The following is a 21,827-nucleotide window of genomic DNA, read 5'->3' as shown; positions in this document are numbered from 1 at the left end:
ATTATGGATTATCATAAGGAAATTGTCTTAATACTTGATTTCGGTTCACAGTATACTCAACTCATAGCAAGAAAAGTCAGGGAACTCGGCGTTTATTGCGAAATATACCCATATAACATGAATCTTGATACAATTAAGGCCTTAAAACCCAAAGGCATCATCCTATCCGGCGGTCCGAAAAGCGTATCCGAATCTGACGCCCCCATATGTGATAACGGTATTTTTGACTTACATATACCTATACTGGGAATATGCTACGGCCTCCAGCTTATCACAAAGCTCTACAAAGGTGAAGTGGACAAATCAGAAAAGAGGGAGTACGGTAAGGCCCATATTTTCATTGAAAAGTCCGATGACCTCCTGAAGGGGATAAAAGATAATGATATTATATGGATGAGCCATCAGGACAGGATATTCAGAATGCCGGTGGGGTTTATCTCTATTGCCAAATCAGATAACTCACCTTATGCTGCGATAAAAAAACATGATGAGAAGATATACGGGGTGCAGTTTCATCCTGAAGTGCACCACACGCCAAAGGGAAAGCGCATCCTGAAAAACTTCCTGTATAATATCTGTAAAGCAAAAGGGCTTTTCTCCCCGAAATCCTTTGTCGAGCTTTCTATAGAAAAGATTAAAAAAGAGGTAGGCGATGACAACGTCATATGTGGTCTCAGCGGCGGGGTGGATTCGTCGGTTGTTGCTACATTAATCCATCGGGCTATCGGGGACAGGCTGACCTGTGTTTTTGTAAATAACGGTGTACTAAGAAAAAATGAGGCACAGGAGGTGCTTGATCTATTTAAAGATAGACTCCATCTTAATTTGAGATATATAGATGCAGAAGAAAAATTTATTGCTGCATTAAAAGGCGTAACAGACCCGGAAAAGAAGAGGAAAATCATCGGCAGGCTTTTTATTAAAATTTTCGAGGAAGAGGCATTAAAGATAGGCAATGCAAAATATCTTGCCCAGGGCACTCTCTATCCTGATGTAATAGAAAGCACATCTTTTAAGGGTCCCTCCGCAACAATTAAAAGTCACCACAATGTAGGGGGACTTCCGAAAAGGATGAAGCTTAAGCTTTTAGAACCGTTGAGAGAGCTTTTTAAAGATGAAACAAGGGTAGTAGGGAAAGAACTCGGTTTACCTGACAATGTGATTCACAGACAGCCCTTTCCAGGTCCCGGTCTTGCCATCAGGATTATCGGGGATATAACAAAAGAGAGACTCCACATATTAAAAGAGGCAGATGACATTGTAAGACAGGACATTGAAAGAGACGGGCGTTTCCGCCATATCTGGCAATCTTTTGCCATATTGATACCGGTAAAAACCGTGGGCGTTATGGGCGACGAAAGAACATACGCGCATGTGATAGCCCTGAGAATCGTTGAGAGCGAAGACGCAATGACTGCCGACTGGGCGCGCATCCCCTATGAAACGCTTGACAAAGTGGCGCGAAGGATCATAAATGAGGTCCCTGGCGTCAACCGTGTCGTTTATGATATATCATCAAAACCACCAAGTACCATAGAATGGGAATAGAAAACAACAATTTTGAATTTAGAATGTAGAATTTAGAATGTAGAATTTAAAAAACGAATGAAAATAACTGAAAAAAATAGAAACTTTAACGGGAATAGACAACAACAATTTTGAATTTAGAATTTTAAATTTTGAATTTAAAGAACAAAAGAACGGATGAAAACAACTAAAACCTTAGAATATTTAGCTGGACAGGATTAATGAAAGATTTTGTGCATCTCCATTTACATACACAATACAGCCTGCTGGACGGTGCAATAAGGTTTGACCGGCTCTTCGACCTTGCCCATACATATAAGATGCATGCATGTGCCATAACAGACCATGGGAGCATGTTCGGCGTTGCCGATTTTTATTTTGCTGCAAAACAAGCAGGCATTAAGCCGATCCTCGGCTGCGAGGCATACATATCCCCGAAATCGCGTTTTGATAAAAAAGGCAGAGGCGAGGATAACGCATACCATATTGTACTTCTGGCACAAAACAACACAGGGTATAAAAATCTGATCAAAATGGTAAGCTCTGCACAACTTGAAGGCTTCTACTATGTACCGAGGATCGACAAGGAACTGTTAAAGTCTTATCATGAAGGTCTGATATGTCTCACTGCCTGTATTAAAGGTGAGATACCCAACGCAATCCTTAAGGGTGACGAGAATCATCTGAAAGATCTCATAGAAGAATATTATTCAATCTTCGGGGATAGACTTTTCTTTGAATTGCAGGATAACGGTTTAAAAGAACAGGAGATAATAAACAGCAGGCTGATAGAGCTGTCCTCACATTATGGAATACCTTATGTGGCAACTAACGACTGCCACTACCTGAGAAAAGAAGAAGCAAAGGCTCATGAGCTCCTCTTATGCATCCAGACAGGCAAAACAATGCTTGACAAGGACAGGCTCAGCTTTAAAAGTGAAGAATTTTACTTTAAAAGCTGTGAACACATGGAATCGGCATTTGCAAACTACCCCGAATCCTTATCGAATACCATGAAAATTGCCGAAATGTGCAATGTAACCATCGACACCAGCACATATCACTTTCCTGAGTTCAAACCGCCAAAGGACATGGAACTAAATGAATATCTTGAAGATCTCTGTAAAAACGGTCTCTTACAGAGACTCCCGAAAATCAAATCTTTGTATGAATCATTTCCCGAAGAACTATCGGAAAAATACAAAAAAAGACTGGAATATGAGCTTGGAGTTATTAAAAAAACAGGATTTTCAGGATATTTTTTAATCGTTGCGGATTTTATTAACTATGCAAAGTCAAACAATATTCCTGTCGGGCCGGGAAGAGGCTCTGCTGCCGGAAGTCTTGTGGCCTATTGCCTCGGTATTACAGATATTGATCCCATAAAGTATGATCTGATCTTTGAAAGGTTCTTAAACCCTGAGAGAATCAGTATGCCCGATATCGATGTTGATTTCTGCAAGGATAAAAGAGAAGACGTGATCAGGTATGTAACTGAAAAATACGGCAAGGATAATGTGGCTCAGATAATAACCTTTGGAACGATGCAATCAAAGGCTGCTGTTCGGGATGTAGGCAGGGCGCTGGGCATGCCCTATTTGGAAGTCGATAAGATTGCAAAGCTCATACCGGTAATAAATACGGGCATTAAAAGGGCAATTGAAGACGAGCCCAAGCTTAAAGAGCTATACGAAAAAGACGATAAAATAAAAGAGCTTCTCGATAATGCCATAGTGCTTGAAGGACTTGCGAGACATGCCTCAACTCATGCGGCAGGCATCGTTATATCGAACAAACTTCTCACCGAGCATCTTCCGCTCTACAAGGGTCAAAAAGGTGAGACTGTTACGCAATTTACCATGAAAACGATTGAAAAAATCGGTCTTATTAAGATTGACTTTCTCGGCCTTGAAACCCTTACTTTGATAGCTAACGTTATTAAATTGTTGAAATCCGAGGGCATAGAGATAGATATTGCAAATATTCCTTTGGATGATCAGATAACATATGAACTCCTTTCTTCCGGTGATACATCAGGTGTGTTTCAGCTTGAAAGCAGGGGCATGCGGGACCTTCTCGCAAAACTGAAGCCATCAAAATTTGAAGATATCATGCCGCTTATTGCACTATACAGACCCGGCCCCTTAAAAAGTGGCATGGTTGATGAATTTATTAGAAGAAAAAACAACCCTGCTCTTGTTAAGTATGAAACGCCTGTTCTGGAAGAGATCCTCCATGATACATACGGAGTAATTATATACCAGGAGCAGATCATGAAAATTGCCTCTGCTCTTTCCGGGTTTTCTTTAAAAGATGCCGACGCCTTGAGAAAGGCCATGAGTAAAAAAATCCCTGAAGAGCTTGAAAAATATAAAGAAAGCTTCATACAGGGCGCCGAGGCAAATAAAGTAGCGTCGAAAATCGCTTCAAAAATATATGATGTCATCCTGAGGTTCGGGGAATATGGTTTCAACAAGTCGCACAGTACCGCATATGGCCTTATCGCTTATCAGACCGCTTATTTAAAGGCCCATTACTATATCCAATATATTACCTGTATGCTTACCGGCGAGGTGAATGATACGGATAAGCTGATTAAATATATCACGGAATGCAGGGAAGCCGGGGTAGAACTGCTCCCGCCTGACATAAATGAAAGCAAAAAACCCTTTACTATTGTAAACGGAAAAATAAGGTTCGGGCTATCAGGGATCAAAAATGTTGGAGATGCTGCTATTGATCACATTCTTAGTGAACGTGACAACATAGGCAAATTTGATTCTTTTACACAGTTTTTAAGCATTGTTGATTCAAGAAAGTCAAACAAAAAGGTCCTTGAGAGCCTTGCCAAGGCCGGATGCTTCGACAGCCTGGGTTTAAAGAAATCACAGATCCTTTATCTTCTTAAAGAGAAGTTGGACAGGTTTCAAAAAAAGGAAGAAAAAAACAGCTATCAACAGATGGATATGTTTGGTAACGATTTCGGCATGAATAATGTTATTGATATTCCTGATATGGATGAGCTTTCACAGGATGAGATATTAAGGGCTGAAAAGGAAGCCTTTGGTTTTTATTTCAGTCAGCACCCTTTGAAATCCTATGATCACATTATAAATACAATTACACAATACAATACACAAAACATAAAAGAGCTGGATATTACTGAAGATGTTGACATTGTGGGCGTGGTAAACGGATATCGGGAGGTTGTTACAAAACGCGGTGATAAAATGGCCTATGTTACACTGGAGGATACAAGCGGTATTGTTGAGACAATTATTTTCCCGGATTTGTTGTCCAAGCATTCTACTTTATTAAAGGAAGACAAACCGTTGATGATCAGCGGAACAGTTGAAAAATCAGAAGACGGGAAGGCTAAAATAAGAGCAAAAAACATCATATTACTTGAAGATATTACCCGTGATATGGGAAAGGCTGTTAAAATTAAAATTGATTGTGCACTGTTTCCGAAAGATGGATTAAAACTGTTGAAAGATATTCTTTACGGTCTGAAAGGTAAATCAAAGGTATCTATCGAATTACAACAAAATGGTGAAAACAGATTGTTAAACATACAAGATTTAAGTGTTGACCATAATAAAATGGATATTTTGTATAAACATTTTACAGATGGTATAACATTCGAGGTGGAAAATGAGATTTTATCTTGATTTTGAGAAGAGGCTTGAACCGTTGGAAAGGAGGATTAATGAAATTGAAAGGTTTTATGATATTAACGATCCTCATTACTCAAAAGAGGTTACGTCTATTTCAAAAAAGATTTCAAAACTTGAAAAGGAAATATACGGTGATCTTACCAATTGGCAGAGGTCTCAAATATCGAGACATTTAAACAGACCGCATACCCTTGATTATATAAACTATCTCTTTTCAGATTTTACAGAGCTTCACGGGGACAGGAAATTTAGAGATGATCCGGCTATTGTAGCCGGTTTTGCAAGATACGAAGGCATTAGCCTTGCAGTTGTGGGACAACAGAAAGGGAAAGATGCGAGGGAAATGGCCAACAGAAACTTCGGTATGGCACATCCCGAGGGATACAGGAAGGCAACAAGAGTAATGGATATGGCCAACAGATTGGGAAAGCCGATTATTTCTTTTATTGATACACCCGGGGCTTTCCCCGGAATCGGCGCTGAAGAGAGGGGACAGGCAGAAGCAATTGCCTCGAATATTGAGTTTATGTTTTCCTTGTCTGTTCCCATAATTTCCTTAGTTATCGGCGAAGGGGGCAGCGGAGGCGCACTGGGAATAGGTGTGGGGAACAGGATTCTCATGCTGGAAAATGCTACATATTCAGTAATATCCCCGGAGGGTTGTGCAGCCATCCTCTGGAGGGACGGCTCAAAAGGGGCTTTGGCTGCAGATGCTTTAAAGCCTATTGCTTCCGAACTTCTAAAATTGAATGTTATAGACGATATTATTAATGAACCTTTTGGTGGCGCACATAGAAACTGGGAAGAAACATTTATTAATACAAAAGGCATGTTTGCTAAGCATTTAAAAGAATTGCTGGAGATTTCCAAAGAAGAATTACGTGAAAATAGATATAATAAATTCAGAAACATGGGAATATTTATGGAGGGAAGATGAACAGCATATATTTTGATATTACAAATGTACTTTCAACTGCTGTAGGTAAAGAAGGCCTCGAAAATACATCCATAGCAGCTATCTCTGAAAAACTCCAATCTTATAATATGAAACTTTGGGCTACCCCCTACCCCTTTATGGATCTGCCTTCAAAGAAATTTCAATTTTCGGAAATGAAGAGGCTTTGTGATACCATTAACACAAAAAAGCTGAAGAACATCGTGCTTCTCGGCATCGGAGGCTCTTCTCTCGGCACTGAGACGATTTTCAACGCGCTTCTCAAACCCTTCCACAATCTGAGCGATACGGCAAGAGGCAATAAACCGAGGTATTTCATACTTGACAATATAGACCCCAATAAAATTAACATGATTATTGATATCATCACGCCTGAAAAAGAAGATACTCTTTTAATAGCAATCAGCAAGTCAGGCGAAACACCGGAAACGATATCTCAATTCATGATTTTCAAAGAACTGCTTGGCAATGCAAAGGAAAGGATTGTGGTAATAACCGACAGAGATAAAGGGATTCTCAAGGAAATTGCCGAAAGAGAAGGATATCCTGTCCTGAATGTTCCTGACGGCGTGGGGGGAAGGTTTTCCGTACTTACGCCTGTCAGCATGTTCCCGGCAGCCTTAATGGGTATTGATATCGATAAAATAATGGATGGCGCCAAAGATATGGCGCAGCACATTAAAGAAAAAAGGCCTGATGAGAATATCGGCATCATAATTTCAAGCATCCTTTACCTTATGGACAAACAGGGCAAGAACATCCACGTAATGATGCCTTACTGTGAAAGACTTTCCGGCTTTGCCGACTGGTTCAGGCAGCTTGAAGGGGAAAGCATCGGAAAAAACACGAAGGGCCCAACTCCTTTAAAATCCATAGGCGTTACTGACCAGCATTCTCAGCTCCAATTATATATCGATGGTCCTAAAGATAAATTTATTACCCTCATATACAGCGCCGATGATGACCGGACCATTCCCGATTCCTTTTCTTACATCGAATCCATTGATTATCTTGCAGGGAAGAATCTGCGCGACCTTTTTTATGCTGAATTCCTCGGAACCGCCCTTTCAATCACTGAATCCAAAACACCTAACATTACCATCCTCATTAACGAAATTAACGAATACAATCTGGGCGCGCTGTTTATGTTGTATGAAATGGTTATTGCTTTTCTCGGCTATCTATACGAAGTAAACCCCTTTGACCAGCCTGGTGTTGAACTTGGAAAAATATACACAAAGGCAATTATGGGAAAAAGAGGTCTTGAAGATAAACAGGAAACAATCAATGCAAAGCTTTCAACTTCAAAAACCATTATAAAGTTTTAATAACCTGCTCTGATGCGAACACCAGTTACTGCACCTGCAAGGTCGCCCGGTTGCACCTAAGAGACATTTTTTTATGATACAGGATTGTTATACTTGATATTCCAATAATTTTAAGATGTTTACAAATAAGCTCTTAAATCAAGGACAAAAACCGAGATATTATCAGCGCTTCCATATTCCAATGCCGCTTCTTTTATCTGTCGGGCTCCTTCCTGGGGGTTTTCAACAGACCTCGCTATGCCGATCACTTCCTGCGGGGTAAGCACATCCCATACACCATCACATGCAAGTATGACAAAATCGTTTTCTCTTTCCAGACGGCCTTCGACAATCCTCGGCTCAGAGCTTACAAAAGGCTTTAGACTCGCATCACCCAATGCACGGCTTATAGCAAGTACACCCTGAACCCTCGGCGTTCCGTAACCTGATATAAAACCGCCCGATTTTTCAATTCTTGACCTCTCTTCTGGAAGTGATGGTTTGTGATCAATAGTCAATAAATCAACACCGGCCTTGGTTCCGATTATTACCCGCGTATCGCCGACATTTGATGCAATAAACTTTTTATCTATTATATAGAACGTTGCTGCTGTTGTTCCGCTTTCAACTCCAATATTTAAAATATGATCATCAACTTCAATATATGACTGCCTCAAGAGTTCCAATTCTCCACGACGTTCTTTCAAGGGTTTTTCAGCTTCCCTTGTCCATAAATGCAAAAAACAGGGTGTGAGCATTTCTGCAGCAATTTGAGCCGCTCTTTTTCCGCCGTGACCATCGTAAATTTCTGCACTGAAAAATAATTTCTCCGGTGCATGGTAGATTGCATGTGAGTCTTCCATGCTTGTACGGCGGCCGATATCTTCAATAAAACCATATGAAATATTCATTATTGTTTATATTCTCCGATTATCCACGGTTCTGGAAATGTTCCTTAACCTGGTACATAAAAGCTTCAAGCCTTGTTGTTATGTTTGTTGCGCCCTGACCGTCATAGGCTATATTAATAATGGGAGTATGATACCTCTTTTGAATCAATTTCATAATGGCGCTCGACACTGTTCCGGGCATACAGGTAAAGGGCATTGCATTAATAATCCCGGACACACCCCTGTGAATAAAATCAACAGCCTTTCCGACACTTAATATTGCCTCACCTTCAAAACTCACATGGACATAAGGACTTGCCTTTTTAATTATGTCGTCTATCTTCGGCTCTTTTCCATACCTCAGCTCTTTCGCAAATATCTTTTCAATCCGATGTTCGTCTTTCCCCTGTATATATCCGGTAATGAGAAAATTCATCATGTTGGGAATGCTGCCCTTTTTTTTTTTTTTTTTTCTATTAATATAGTTTACATAGCTTATCCATTCCGCAATAGATGCAAGCCATGCTACTCCGCCAAATTCCTCTATCTTTCTCACAAGGTCGTTATTACTGAACCTGTTAGACCTTATATATATTTCACCGACAATGCCTACAAGCGGTTTTTCTGTTATTACCCTCTTAATGTTCAAATAATTATTTATTGCGTTTTCAAGCACGTCAAAAATGTCTTTACCGCCCTTTTCTATAGATTTTGAAATATGAAGAAGCACATCTTTATAAACCTTATCCGCATCTCCCTTGATTTCCTCGTAAGGTCTTATCTCGTGAAGCATTTTCATGATAAGGTCTGTTGCCACTATTGATCTCCAGGCTAATCGTTTGAATTTGCTTCCGAGCATATCGAGTTCATCATATAGCCTGTGATCCTGATTAGGCGCATATATGGGCACTTCTTCATAACCCATTTCATCAAGAACCATTCTGTGAAACCTGTGATATTGTCCGAACCTGCACGGTCCGCCGCCTGTAGGCATAAAAAATGCGCTTTTTTCAGGATCAAAAGATGATTTGCTTACTGCTTTCAGCATATCGCCCGTAGTAAGTATGCATGGATAACATTCCTTGCCGGAGGTAATCTTTCTCCCAAGGCGCACTGCTTCTTCATCGGATTCATCCATAACATCCGTTTCAACGCCACAAGCACGGAAAGCACTTGATAATGTAACAGAGTGGTCACTCATATAGGGTATATATACCTTTCTCTTCTTGCCGTTCACATCAAATTTTGAAACCACTTTCTTCATTGTCTTCGGTTCATGCTTTGCATTCCTGATACTGTCGAGAAAAGCCTCAAGCCTTGTAATAATGCCGGCATCGGCGCTATGCTCGTCAATTTCCAACTGCAGGAAGGGTTTCCCTTTCATGATCTTTTTAAAGAAATGCATGATAAAAGAATCAGGGCCACAGCCAAAGTTTGTAATATATATCCCGTAAAAATTATCGTGTTCTTTGACAAGCTTTGCAGCCCGTAAAATCTTTTGTCCATAACCCCAGTACATATCTTTCAGGTCTTCATCTTTTTCTGCACCATCCATGATGGGCAACATGTCCAGCGGCACAGGAGTTACACCAAGGTCCATCAATTTTTTATGTATATTCAGGTTTGCCCCGGGGTCCACGCTGTTATATGGCCTGCCGATTATCACCATTACCTTTTCATGCTTTCCAAGTGTAGTTAACAATTTTGCGCCTTCATTAAGGCATTTACTATAAAATGTGTTTTGTGTTTCCATTGCAATATCAAAGGCTTTTTCCACTTCTTTACCGGTTTTATTAATTCTTCTTCCAAAGACTTTAAGTGTTTTTAATGCATTATCTTTGCTGCCGCCAAAATACACAACCGGTGAATCCAGTTTTACTCCTGCAGCATCAAAATCAATGGAGGCTTTGACAGTGTAAGGTATTGACTGAGCATAGGGACAGGAAAACGTGTTTGACGTATGGTTGGAAATGTTTTTGAGATTAATAACACTTGGAAGAAAAATCCTTTTAACGCCTTTATGTATGAGATTGAGTATATGACCGTGCGCGAGCTTTATGGGAAAGCATGACTCCACAATGATATTTTCAACGCCTTCTTTGATGATTTTATTATTTGTAACATCTGAAATTACAATGGAAAATCCGAGCTCTGTAAGAAATGCCTTCCAGAAAGGCAAAAAGTCACAGATATTTAATATCTCAGGTATCCCTATCGGTTCACCGTCGACCTGTTTATTATAAATTTCATGCAGCAGCTCGTCTCTTACCTTGAATAGGTCTGTTACATGCCTTTTTTCGATATTTCTTTTCACATCGTATTTTTCGCACCTGCTTCCATAATATAACGGTGCTTCATCCTCTACCGTCACTTTCCTGATTTCACATAAATTTTCGCAACCTTTGCACTCAAAAGTATCAACTACATACTGTCTCTTGCTCAGGTCAAATCCCTTAAAATTGCTTTTTGCCCAATCCCTCTCTTTCATTGCAAGGATTGCAACGCCTATGGCGCCGGTAATATCGTGGTGAGACGGCACTTTTACAGGTTTTTTGAGTACATTTTCAAATGCTGCTATAACACCTTTATTAAAAGCGGTTCCACCTTGAAAAAATATTCTCTCCCCTACCCTCCTGTCACCTACTACTTTATTCAAATAATTTGTAACTATCGAATACGAAAGGCCGCTCACAAGGTCATCGGTCCTTGCACCTCTCTGCTGATGGTGCACAAGATCTGATTCAATAAAAACCGTACACCTCTCACCCATCTTTACGGGTGCTTTTGATGCCAGGGCAAGACTGCCAAATTCCTCTTTTATGGATATCCCGAGTTTTTCAGCCTGTTCCTCCAGAAAAGAGCCTGTTCCCGCGGCACAAGCTTTATTCATTTCAAAATCTACAATAACACCATTGTCAATACTGATATATTTTGAATCCTGCCCTCCAATTTCGAAAACGGTATCAACTTTGCTGTCTATATTTATTGCCGCTTCAGCCTGTGCCGTTATTTCATTTCTGACTATATCGGCGCCGATGAAATCGCCCGTAAGGTATCTTCCCGAACCTGTGGTCCCGGCGCCTATTATTTCAATTTTTTCCCCTATTTCCTCTCCTATTTCTGCCAGACCTCTTTTAACAGCATCAAGAGGTCTTCCTTCAGTCATAAGATAACTTTTGGCAAGGATATCCTTCTCTTCGTTAATCACCACAAGATTTGTGCTTATTGATCCGACATCAAGACCAAGGTATGCCCTGGTTTTCTCCTTTATGTTTTTCAATTCATAAGATACATTCAGATTTTCTTCTGATATCTTTAAGGGTTCATGCGCTTCATGAAATCTTTCCTGCAACAGATATTCCTCCAATCCATCCACACCTACAAAGGTTCGCTTCAAAACCGGCTCATCAAGTACCGTATAGATTGCACCAATTGCACCCATTAATGTAAAGTGTTCGGGAACTATCAGTTCGCCATCTTTTAAAGCAAATACATCCCTTATGGCCTTTTTCATCCCTGCATTTGCAGCCACGCCGCCAACAAAAGCCACAGGATTTCCTATTTCTTTTCCTTTGGCAATATTGCTTTTAAAATTCCTTGCAAGGGCATAACAGAGTCCGGCAACTATTTCATAATCAGGTGTTGCTATTTGCTGAAGGTGTATCATATCGGATTTGGCAAAGACAGTACATCTTCCGGCAATCCTCGGCACATTGATTGCTTTCAGGGCTATTTCGCTGAACTCTTCTATTGTAAAACGGAGTCTGGAGGCCTGCTGGTCTAAAAATGAGCCTGTTCCTGCTGCACACAAGGCGTTCATAGAAAAGTCTTTTACTCTCAATCTGTTTTTTTTGCCCGACTTTTCAAATATGATAAGCTTGGAATCCTCGCCGCCTATATCGATTATGCTTCCGATATGCGGATACAGATGACTGAATCCGGTTGCAAGGGCCACTATTTCATTTACAAACGATCCGCCTATAATGGAGGTGAAATGCTTTGCCCCTGTACCTGTTGTTGCAATAAATTCTATATCGTGTGTTTTAATCAGTTCTTCGATGACTTCTTTTGCTGCTTCAATTGGCCTGCCCAAATGGCGTATATATCTGTCAATCGTTATATTGCCCGACTTATCTACTACAGCGATGTTTACACTGACAGAACCGATATCAATACCGACTCTATACATCCCTTTATCACCCTATATTATACAAAGATTTTGATTTTGTAAGGTTCTTATGTTTTAATTATAATATATAAAGGCTTTAAATCAATACAAATATCAACTATGAAAAGAAATCATATATATGTCAGCGGTTTAGTACAGGGTGTATTTTTCAGGCACAATACGATGATACAGGCCGAGGAACTTGGCTTAAAAGGATGGGTAAGAAATCTAACAGATGGCAGGGTCGAAATTGTTTGCGAAGGAAGTGATGAATCCGTTGACAAATTCGCAGAATGGTGCAGCATTGGCCCAAGAGGCGCTTACATTGAAAGTTTAGACATTCAGCAGGAAGAATTTAAAAATGAATTCAAAAAATTCCAAATTTTATACTAAACAATTGCACTATCCTCTTTTTCTGGATATTGCAGACAAGTCCTGTATTGTTATGGGAGGCGGAAAAATCGCCGAAAGAAAGGTCGTAATGCTTCTTAGATTTAACGCTAAAGTAAAATTAATCAGTCCAAAAATAACCGGGGCCTTAACAAAACTTTCAAAATCGGGGAAAATAGAGGTTATTGGACGTGAATACAAAGAAGGTGATTTAGACGGGGCGTCATTGGTGTTTGCAGCTACAAACAGAAAAGAAATTAACGAAAGAATAAAAAAAGAAGCTGCAATTAAAGGTATCCTGGTTAATGTTGTTGACGATCCGGGTTTATGTGATTTTATTGTCCCGTCGATTGTAAAAAAGGACCCTATTGTTATTGCCATCTCCTCATCCGGCGTTCTGCCTTCATTATCCAAAAGGCTGAAAAAAGAGATAAACAAATATATTACAGGGGATTATATAAAATATGCACATATTATCGGGAAATTCAGAAAACTTTTGATAGAAACCGTGAAAGACAGAAAAAAGAGAGAGGAAATAATGGCGGCAATCAATAAGACAGATATGAAAGAACTGATAAATATGAATATGAAAGAAATTATAACAAGATTCCTGAAAGAAACCAGATGAATATATACATGTTTTATATCGCCCTCTTTTTCTACGTGATCTCAACAATGTCCTACCTTTTTTACCTTACTGCTAACAAAAAGATAACCGAGAGGCTGGGACATTATTTTTTTATAACAGGTTTTTTTATCCATTTTCTTGCAACCTTTGTCAGGTATCTGAAGGCAGGTTATACGCCAATTACAAACGCTTATGAAGCGCTCTCATTCTTTTCCCTTTGCATCGCCTGTTTTTTTCTATATATCAAAAAAATGTACAAAATGGAAATGCTCGGCAGCATTATCCTGCCTGTTTTGACGATAATTTTTGTAGTTGCCTTTGCTTTTCCGACAGAAATCAAGCCCTTGCCCGCCGTACTCAACAGTTGGTGGCTGCCTGTTCATGCTATATTTTCTTTCATTGGCTGCGCGGTTTTCCTCATAAGTTTTTTCGTCTCTGTGGTCTATTTGATTGTTGAAAAAAAAATCAAGGAGAAGAGGTTTTCGCCTGTAGCCGCAAGGTTCCCTTCTCTCGAAACACTTGATTCCATTAACTACCGATGTATTTCTTATGGTTTTTTATTTCTTACGATAGGCATCATAACCGGCTCTATATGGGCAAGTACGACCTGGGGTTCATATTGGAGCTGGGACCCGAAGGAGACATGGTCTCTTATTACCTGGATTGTATATGCCATCCTCATTCATAATAGGCTCACAATCGGCTGGAGGGGCAGAAGAACTGCATACATGATGATTATTGGTTTTTTTTCAATACTTATAACCTTTTTTGGCGTTAGTTTCTTTTTAGGAGGACAACATTCGTTCATTTAAATCCCTCCCGAAGGCTTCTTAAAATGCACATTTTAGTATTCGGACTTAATCACAATACCGCGCCTATTGAAATAAGAGAAAAGCTCTATATTCCTGAAGAAAACATACCTGACGTTTTAACCATGATGAAAACGGCGGGTATCATAGAAGCAGTTATTGTTTCTACATGTAACAGAACTGAAATATATTTTTGTACAGATAATCAGGATAAGTCACTCAATATAATCAATGATATGCTTTTCGGTTATTGCGGCATAAAACAGGATTGGTTAGACGATTACACATACTGTTTTAAAGATGAAGATGCTTACAAACATCTATTTCTTGTAGCGTCAGGACTTGATTCGATGGTTATCGGGGAACCGCAAATACTCGGTCAGGTAAAGGATGCATACAGGACAGCCACACTTCAAAATTCTACAGGTTTTTTTCTCGACAAAACCTTTCATAAAACCTTTAATGTTGCAAAAAGAATAAGAACTGAGACCAGGATAGGCTATAACCCGATATCGATCAGTTCCATGGCAATAGAGCTGTCCAAAAATATATTTGGCGAGTTACATAAAAAAAAGATCCTTGTAATAGGCGTGGGAGAAATGTGTGAAATTGCATTAAAATATTTCAAAAAGGAAGGGCTTAACGAAATCTTTATTGCAAACAGAACATTTCAGCATGCTCAGAAACTTTCAGAAGATATTATCGGTACTGCCTACCCCTTTCGGGAAATACCTGACTTGTTGACAAAAGTCGATATGGTGCTTTCATCTACAAGTTCCGAGAAACCAATAATTGATAAAACACTTGTTCATTCAATAATGAAGAAAAGGAAGAATAAACCTCTGTTCTTTATAGATATTGCTATGCCAAGGGATGTGGACCCCGAGGTGAATGATATTGAAAACGTGTATCTTTACGATATTGATGACCTAAAAGATCTTTCACAAAAACATCTTTCAGACAGGGTTAAAGAATCAGAAAAAGCTATTGCTATCATAGAAGAAGAAAAATTAAATTTTACAACCTGGCTTAAAAAACTCGATATGAATCCCCTGATAACACATATTATAGAAGCAGTTGATAAAACAAGAGAAAAAGAGCTTAGGAAAATTGTACAGAAACTAAAAGATACTGACGAAGAGACTTTGAAACTTATTGATATATTGACCAAAAATATTGTTAACAAGTTAATTCATCCGTATATTTCAATTATAAAACAGAACGAAGACCCGGTTGCAATGGATATAATAAAGAAAATATTCAGCTTTGAGGGAGAGGATGAAAACAAGATGGATAGTGGGGACGAGAGGCAGTAGGCTTGCGTTAAAACAAACGGAATTAACAATAGAAACTCTGAAGAAGATATACCCTGATTTTGATTTTCCCGTAAAAATTATTAAAACAACCGGTGACACTGTCTGGGATACCCCGCTGAATCTTATCGGCGGCAAAGGCCTCTTCGTCAAAGAGATTGAGGAAGCATTATTAAGAGAAGAAATAGATATAGCCATTCATAGCATGAAAGACCTTCCGACCGAGCTTGGCAAAGCACTAACAGTCGGTGCAATCCTTAAAAGAGAAGACCCCCGGGATGTATTCATTTCTCTGATCTATGAGAATATAAATAACGTTGAAAAAAAAGCAAAAATAGGTACAAGCAGCATAAGAAGAAAATCGCAAATCCTTTATTTCAACCGGAATATCGAGGTGGTAAATCTCAGGGGAAATGTTGATACAAGAATAAGGAAACTGACAGAACAAGGATTGGATGGCATAATACTTGCGTATGCAGGGGTAAAAAGAATGGGTTTTGATGAATATATAAAAGAGGTTCTCCCCTTTGAGATAATGGTGCCTCCAGCCGGCCAGGGCGCAATAGGCGTTGAAATAAGAGATGAAAGCGAAGCATTGCATATGTTAAAACCTATAAACCATGAGAACAGTTTTTTAGAGGTTTCTATAGAGAGAAAACTTCAGGCAGCCATCAGGGGAGGCTGCAACACGCCTCTCGGCATCAATGCAAAGGTTATGGACAAAAATATAGACTTACATGTTGTATTGTTTAAAGATAACGGAGATCTTTCCGTAAAAGAAAAATTTGAAGGTTCCATCAGCTATCCCGATGATCTGGTTGCTAAAGCTTTAAAAATAATGCCTAAAACATAAATGCCTCCCAAAGAGGGAGGCATTTGTTATTAAGTAGTTATTTAATAATTTATACTGCTTCCTTGAATGCCTTACCTGCTGTAAACTTCGGTACTTTTCTGGCAGGTATCTTTATTTCTTTACCTGTTCTTGGGTTTCTCCCTTTCCTTGCCTGCCTCTTAGAGACTGAAAATGTGCCAAAACCTACAAGTGTAACCCTTTCTTCTTTCTTCAAAGATGCCTTAACACTTTCGATAAAAGCATCTAAAGCCTTCCCGGCTGCTGCTTTTGATACTTTTGCACTTACTGCCATTTTGCCTATTAACTCTGCCTTTGTCATACTACCCCTCCTTTTAGACTGTTATTTTATGGTAGCTTTCGCAATAACCACCCAGTAAATACTTTATACTCATTATTATATAAAAGTTTCAATATTTTTTTTATTTTTCTTAAGTCTTATGAAATCAAGAAGAACTTACGGCTGAGAGACGCTTTGCGTTATCTCTTCGGCAAGTTTCCACAATCTGTTAGAATGCTTGTGTTCCTGAAGGAAATTCAAGAAGTTGGCAGCTATTGGGGAAAGGGTTTTTCCCTTGAGGTGGATAACATCAATGTCTATTGAGAACTTTTCGTCCTTAAGAGTAAGTGCGGACAGTTCGCCTTTCTCTATTTCATCTCTTACACTAATGCTTGATAGAAATGAAAAACCTTTATTTTTTTTCACTAATTGCTTTATAAATTCAATATTTCCGGCCTCTATTACCACAGATGGATGCAAATCTCTCTTCTCAAATTCTTTCCAAATAGAAAATTTTATGGCCGACCTTGCATCAGTACATATTAATGGTTCTTTCACAAGATCCTTTAGAGAAACACTCCTTTTGTTCGCCAGTTTATTTTGTGGAGCTATAACCATAAGGATGTCATCCTTGCTGAAAGGTATAGCATTTATCTGTTCCGGATAAGGAACTTTTGCTACTATTGCCAGATCTAACAAATGTTGCATAACATTATCGACCAGCTCTTGGGAGCCCCTTTCAACAAGGTGTACAGAAATATGAGGATGGCTGTCCTGGAATGAGGAAATGATTATCGGCATGAGATATTGTGCAATGGCTCTTGTTGAACCAAGGCGTAGCGAGCCCTTCTTGAGTTCCTGGAGTTCATTGACCTCTATGGTCAGATCATCAACAAGGGTAAAAATCTTTTCAGCATACTCATAAAGGAGTTTACCAATCTCTGTAGGCCTTAACTCTTTTCCAAACCGGTTAATAAGCGTAAAACCCACGTAACGCTCCAGTAAGCGGACCTGTATAAAAACCGCCGGCTCAGTAACGCATAGTTCTTCGGCCGCCTTCGAATAGGCACCCATTTTGATTACATTATAAAATACCCGGAGTTGGTTAAGATTCATATATACATATGCAATTATTACGATGTCTCACAATGCCTATTATAATTCAGGATAAATTTAAGATAAAATTATTAAGTAAATTATAAAAATAATTATGTTGACCTGTCAATACGAAAAGAAGTATACAAAACACATTGAACGTATTGCAAAGCATGAACCTTGTGAAAAATTTAATTTTCTTATAAAAAACACTGGAGAATAAGGGTTGTGTTTCATCAGCCTTTAAACTGCTGTATGACCTTAGAAACATTATTGTTACATGGGGTCTTTGTTTGTTAACATAAAGTGTGTTACGATAGTATATTATCTTAGAGGAGGATTCAATGGCTAAGGATCAAAGTATTTATTGGAATCCCATTGCGGAAACTTTGCCAAGGGAAAAGCTTCAGGTATTACAGATTAAGAAGTTTAAAAGGATTTTTGAATGGGCTTATAACAACTCACCATTCTACAAAAAACTTTACAAAGAAGCCGGCATGGAACCGGGTGATATCAAAACTTATGAAGATATTAAAAAGGTTCCCAAAACCGACAAGGCCGTATTAAGGGACGTACAGGACAGGCCACCCTTTCCGTACGGCGATATGCTGGCAGTCCCTCTAAGTCAGATCACTGCATTCAGACAGACAAGCGGCACCACCGGCACCCCGGTATATCAGGCAGATACCTGGGCAGACTGGGAATGGTGGGCAGAATGCTGGGCATACATCCTTTACGCCCAGGGTTACCGGGATACTGATAGAATGTTCATTCCATTCGGTTACAACATATTCGTTGCCTTCTGGGCTGCTCACTATGCGGCAGAGAAATTAGGTTGTGAGGTTGTACCCGGCGGTGTTCTGGATACAGAGGCAAGGATTATGAAGATGCAGGAGCTCAGATGTACTGCCTTTGGCGCTACCCCGACTTACGTTCTCGGCATGGCTGATACGGCAAGAAAAATAGGTATTGATCCAAGGTCAATCGGCATCAAGAGAATTACCTGTGCCGGTGAACCGGGTGCAAGCATACCTACCACAAAACAGAGAATTGAAGACGCATGGGGCGCAAAAGTTTATGACCATATCGGCGCAACTGAAATAGGCGCATGGAGCTACATGTGCACCGTTCAGAAAGGACTCCATATAAATGAAGCAATGTTCCTTGTAGAAATAGAAGATGTAGATACAGGCGAAATCATAGATACACCTATGAAAAACGGTAAGATGATTATTACCGCCTTTGACAGAATCGGTAAACCCTGTATCCGCTTCGATTCCAAGGACGTAATCCGTTGGGCAGACTATGACTGCGACTGCGGCCGTACCTTCAGAATGATTGACGGCGGTGTTGTAGGAAGAGCTGATGATATAACCAAAGTAAAGGGTGTGCTCCTTGCCCCAACGGCAATCGAAGAAGTAGTAAGAAGTTTCAGTGAATTAAGCGATGAGTATGAAGTTATTGTCACTAAAAAAGGCGATATTGACGATATTATGCTAAAAATAGAGCTTAGACCCGGTCAGGAAAAGAATGAGGCAGACATACTGAATCGTTTAAAAGATCTGCTCAGAGTCAAGACAAATCTCGGTTACAAGATAGAGATCCATCCTTATGAGAGTCTGCCCAGGTATGCATTGAAAGCAAAAAGATTCAAAGACATGAGACCACACTAAGACGAGGAGGGATAACCCATGGCAGGAGAATACAAAATTAACGAAATGGATGAAAAGATAAAATTAATAAGAAAAACAGCAGAAGAATTGAATGCCATATCAGGCGGCATTCAGGCAGTAGAGAAGAATATCGTTCGGCTTCTCGCAAGTACAAAGATGTTGGAGCTGAATATATCTGACTTCAAGGACTTTGTATAAATAACGAAAATTAGTTTTAAGTTTTTGATGTTTTAACACTTATCTTACTGCATGCTACTCGCATCTACAGTAAGATAAGTGTTTTTTTATAGTTCCCCGGGAATTACAGAATCATTTCTTACTTGACATTATACAATCTAAAGTATATTTTCAGTTTTCAGGGATTAATAATGAAAAAAATATCCTTTATTTTCCTTTTTCTTATAATGTTTTCTCACATCGGACCTGCTCAGAGTGTTGATAATAACCAAACCGTATATACCCTTTCTCCTCTTTTGAGCGTAACACCAAAGATATACGTCCTTAATGAGTCGGATTTGAAGAAATATCAATTACCTCAAAACTATATGATTGTCAAAAACCCTTCAAAAAACATAGTAACTCTATGGGAATTTCCTAATGAATTTCCAACAGGTCAGGTACAACAATTACCGGCAACTTTACCGGCAGGACAATCAATAAAAACCATCCAGGAAAAACAAAAATCAGTAGATGAGCAAAAATCACCTCCAGGGCTCGGACAAATGACAAAACTATTGGAATCATTAGGTCTTGGATCGGGCAAAGAAGTTTCAATTTTTGATCTAAATCAACTCTTGTCGGGCGCAGATAAAAAATAATAATGCAGTTTAATTCAAGCAAAACTTATGGATAACAACATCACTTTTAATACAGAAATTTGCAAGAAGTGCGGTTTGTGTGCAGAGGTTTGCCCAAACAAAATAATATTAAAGGATAATGAGCATGGAATGGTCTTGCGGCCCGAGCGTATGCATCTATGCTTTCAATGCGGACAATGCATGTCTATTTGCCCTGTAAAATCGATAAACATAAGAGGTCTTTCATACACAAAGGACTTTTTTGATTTACCAGAGGATGAAGGATCATATAAAAACATGTTTTTTAACATGCTATATACCCGCAGGGCAATCCGTAATTTTCAGGATAAACCTGTGCCAAAGGACTTATTGGAAGAAATCGTTCGAGCTATATCTTTTGCCCCTCCCGGTTTTCCTCCGTTAAAAACCCGTATTATTGTTGTCCAGGACTCAAACCTGATCAAAAAAGCAATGCCATACATGGTTGAGTTTTATGACTATTTTGTAAGGTTAATGGGCAACCCCTTGATGAGATTCTTCATTAAAAAAGAGGTGGGAAAACAAAAATTTAAAACATTGAAAAACCATTTAATGCCTTTATTGAAAACTAAATTGCCGGACATAAAATCAGGGGGTGAAGACGCATTTACACGAAATGCCCCCGCTATGATACTTTTTCTTGCCGACAGTAATGATGAGGATATCAAGGCCGATATCTATATTACTGCCACATATGTTTTCCTGGCTGCCCATGCCCTGGGTCTGGGCGGCTCTGTAATGGATATAATTCCACCGGCAATCGAAAAAAAGACTGAGTTAAGAAAGCTTTTCAATATACCGGATAATTGCAATGTAGTCGCCTCAATAATAGTGGGTTATCCGAAATATACATATCAAAGGGGTATAAAGAGGAGATTGAAAAGTGTAGAATGGCTTTAGGTTAATTATGTTAAAACTCTCCTGGCCGCTAACGCCGCATTAAAGCCAGGATTCAAAACCGATTGATTTAACGCCTGTTACTGCTTTTATTGTCTATTATTAATGTTACAGGACCTTCGTTTATCAATGATACATCCATGGAAGCCTGAAAAATACCGCTTTCAACCTTTTTTATTTGCTCTCTTGCCTTCGCAACAAACAACTCAAAGAGGGTTTTCGCCTCTTTAGCCTCCATAGCATCGGTAAATGACGGTCTTCTCCCTTTAGAACAATCCCCGTAAAGTGTAAACTGTGAAACTACAAGAAGTTCGCCGCTTATGTCAATGAGGGATTCATCAAGCTTCCCATCCTCTTTTTCAAATATCCGCAGGTTTACGATTTTGTCAAGCATCCATTGTATGTCCCTGGCATCATCAACTTTGCCGATACCGAGGAGCACAAGAACCCCTCTTCCTATCTGACCGACAACCTTGCCCTCAACCTCTACAGACGCTTTTTTTACACGTTGTACAACTGCTCTCATAAAAAT

18 protein-coding genes are annotated in these 21,827 nt (G+C 39.4%); 13 read left to right on the top strand and 5 right to left on the bottom strand.

Annotation, left to right across the window (positions count from 1 at the left end; genetic code table 11):
* Nucleotides 1-3 precede the first annotated feature (3 nt).
* From guaA to NT178_14190, 4 genes are all read left to right on the top strand, one after another.
* Nucleotides 4-1,548 (top strand): glutamine-hydrolyzing GMP synthase, encoded by a 1,545-nt coding sequence (gene guaA / locus NT178_14205; protein MCX5813679.1) that lies wholly within the window; start codon nucleotides 4-6, stop codon nucleotides 1,546-1,548.
* A gap of 200 nt (nucleotides 1,549-1,748) precedes the next feature.
* Nucleotides 1,749-5,198 (top strand): DNA polymerase III subunit alpha, encoded by a 3,450-nt coding sequence (locus tag NT178_14200; protein MCX5813678.1) that lies wholly within the window; start codon nucleotides 1,749-1,751, stop codon nucleotides 5,196-5,198.
* Nucleotides 5,182-6,141, top strand: coding sequence for an acetyl-CoA carboxylase carboxyltransferase subunit alpha (locus NT178_14195; GenBank protein ID MCX5813677.1), 960 nt, complete (start codon nucleotides 5,182-5,184; stop codon nucleotides 6,139-6,141). Before NT178_14200 ends, NT178_14195 begins: the two co-directional genes overlap by 17 nt.
* Nucleotides 6,138-7,487, top strand: a complete 1,350-nt coding sequence (locus tag NT178_14190) for a glucose-6-phosphate isomerase (GenBank protein MCX5813676.1) — start codon at nucleotides 6,138-6,140, stop codon at nucleotides 7,485-7,487. Before NT178_14195 ends, NT178_14190 begins: the two co-directional genes overlap by 4 nt.
* A 119-nt stretch (nucleotides 7,488-7,606) precedes the next feature.
* On the opposite strand, the gene NT178_14185 is transcribed toward NT178_14190, so the two are convergent.
* The gene (locus NT178_14185; protein MCX5813675.1) at nucleotides 7,607-8,377 is read right to left on the bottom strand and encodes a PP2C family protein-serine/threonine phosphatase; all 771 of its coding nucleotides are present in this window, start codon (nucleotides 8,375-8,377) and stop codon (nucleotides 7,607-7,609) included.
* A gap of 19 nt (nucleotides 8,378-8,396) precedes the next feature.
* The gene (locus tag NT178_14180) at nucleotides 8,397-12,545 is read right to left on the bottom strand and encodes an acyl-CoA dehydratase activase (GenBank protein ID MCX5813674.1); all 4,149 of its coding nucleotides are present in this window, start codon (nucleotides 12,543-12,545) and stop codon (nucleotides 8,397-8,399) included.
* A 99-nt stretch (nucleotides 12,546-12,644) separates the two neighbouring features.
* On the opposite strand from NT178_14180, the gene NT178_14175 reads away from it, so the two are divergent.
* Genes NT178_14175 through hemC form a run of 5 tightly spaced genes read left to right on the top strand, consistent with a single transcriptional unit; the run spans nucleotide 12,645 to nucleotide 16,517 of the window.
* Nucleotides 12,645-12,917, top strand: a complete 273-nt coding sequence (locus NT178_14175; GenBank protein ID MCX5813673.1) for an acylphosphatase — start codon at nucleotides 12,645-12,647, stop codon at nucleotides 12,915-12,917.
* Nucleotides 12,886-13,542 (top strand): bifunctional precorrin-2 dehydrogenase/sirohydrochlorin ferrochelatase, encoded by a 657-nt coding sequence (locus NT178_14170; protein MCX5813672.1) that lies wholly within the window; start codon nucleotides 12,886-12,888, stop codon nucleotides 13,540-13,542. Before NT178_14175 ends, NT178_14170 begins: the two co-directional genes overlap by 32 nt.
* Complete coding sequence (gene ccsB / locus NT178_14165; protein MCX5813671.1) at nucleotides 13,539-14,354, top strand: c-type cytochrome biogenesis protein CcsB; 816 nt, start codon at nucleotides 13,539-13,541, stop codon at nucleotides 14,352-14,354. The genes NT178_14170 and ccsB overlap by 4 nt, the downstream gene beginning before the upstream one ends.
* 23 nt (nucleotides 14,355-14,377) lie before the next feature.
* Nucleotides 14,378-15,667 carry a glutamyl-tRNA reductase gene (hemA, locus tag NT178_14160; protein ID MCX5813670.1) on the top strand — a complete coding sequence of 430 codons (1,290 nt, stop codon included), beginning with the start codon at nucleotides 14,378-14,380 and terminating at the stop codon, nucleotides 15,665-15,667.
* A complete protein-coding gene (hemC, locus tag NT178_14155) occupies nucleotides 15,630-16,517 on the top strand; it encodes a hydroxymethylbilane synthase (protein MCX5813669.1) in 888 nt (295 codons plus the stop codon). Before hemA ends, hemC begins: the two co-directional genes overlap by 38 nt.
* 49 nt (nucleotides 16,518-16,566) lie before the next feature.
* Here hemC and NT178_14150 read toward each other — a convergent pair whose 3' ends face one another.
* Together NT178_14150 and NT178_14145 are read right to left on the bottom strand one after the other, a co-directional pair.
* A complete protein-coding gene (locus tag NT178_14150; protein ID MCX5813668.1) occupies nucleotides 16,567-16,836 on the bottom strand; it encodes an HU family DNA-binding protein in 270 nt (89 codons plus the stop codon).
* A gap of 135 nt (nucleotides 16,837-16,971) precedes the next feature.
* Nucleotides 16,972-17,910 (bottom strand): LysR family transcriptional regulator, encoded by a 939-nt coding sequence (locus NT178_14145; GenBank protein MCX5813667.1) that lies wholly within the window; start codon nucleotides 17,908-17,910, stop codon nucleotides 16,972-16,974.
* 323 nt (nucleotides 17,911-18,233) lie between these two features.
* On the opposite strand from NT178_14145, the gene NT178_14140 reads away from it, so the two are divergent.
* The 4 genes from NT178_14140 (at nucleotide 18,234) to NT178_14125 (ending at nucleotide 21,298) form a co-directional block, all read left to right on the top strand.
* Nucleotides 18,234-19,562, top strand: coding sequence for a phenylacetate--CoA ligase family protein (locus tag NT178_14140; protein MCX5813666.1), 1,329 nt, complete (start codon nucleotides 18,234-18,236; stop codon nucleotides 19,560-19,562).
* 18 nt (nucleotides 19,563-19,580) lie between these two features.
* A complete protein-coding gene (locus NT178_14135) occupies nucleotides 19,581-19,760 on the top strand; it encodes a hypothetical protein (GenBank protein MCX5813665.1) in 180 nt (59 codons plus the stop codon).
* 206 nt (nucleotides 19,761-19,966) lie between these two features.
* Nucleotides 19,967-20,380 carry a hypothetical protein gene (locus NT178_14130; protein ID MCX5813664.1) on the top strand — a complete coding sequence of 138 codons (414 nt, stop codon included), beginning with the start codon at nucleotides 19,967-19,969 and terminating at the stop codon, nucleotides 20,378-20,380.
* Nucleotides 20,381-20,668: 288 nt separating this feature from the next.
* The gene (locus NT178_14125; protein ID MCX5813663.1) at nucleotides 20,669-21,298 is read left to right on the top strand and encodes a nitroreductase family protein; all 630 of its coding nucleotides are present in this window, start codon (nucleotides 20,669-20,671) and stop codon (nucleotides 21,296-21,298) included.
* Between the two features lie 67 nt (nucleotides 21,299-21,365).
* Here NT178_14125 and dtd read toward each other — a convergent pair whose 3' ends face one another.
* Nucleotides 21,366-21,821 carry a D-aminoacyl-tRNA deacylase gene (gene dtd / locus NT178_14120; protein ID MCX5813662.1) on the bottom strand — a complete coding sequence of 152 codons (456 nt, stop codon included), beginning with the start codon at nucleotides 21,819-21,821 and terminating at the stop codon, nucleotides 21,366-21,368.
* Nucleotides 21,822-21,827 lie beyond the last annotated feature (6 nt).

It is taken from the genome of Pseudomonadota bacterium (assembly GCA_026388255.1).
Lineage (GTDB): Bacteria > Desulfobacterota > Syntrophorhabdia > Syntrophorhabdales > Syntrophorhabdaceae > JAPLKB01.
Note: the sequence above shows the minus strand (reverse complement) of the source record. Positions and strands in the feature narration are given on the sequence as shown.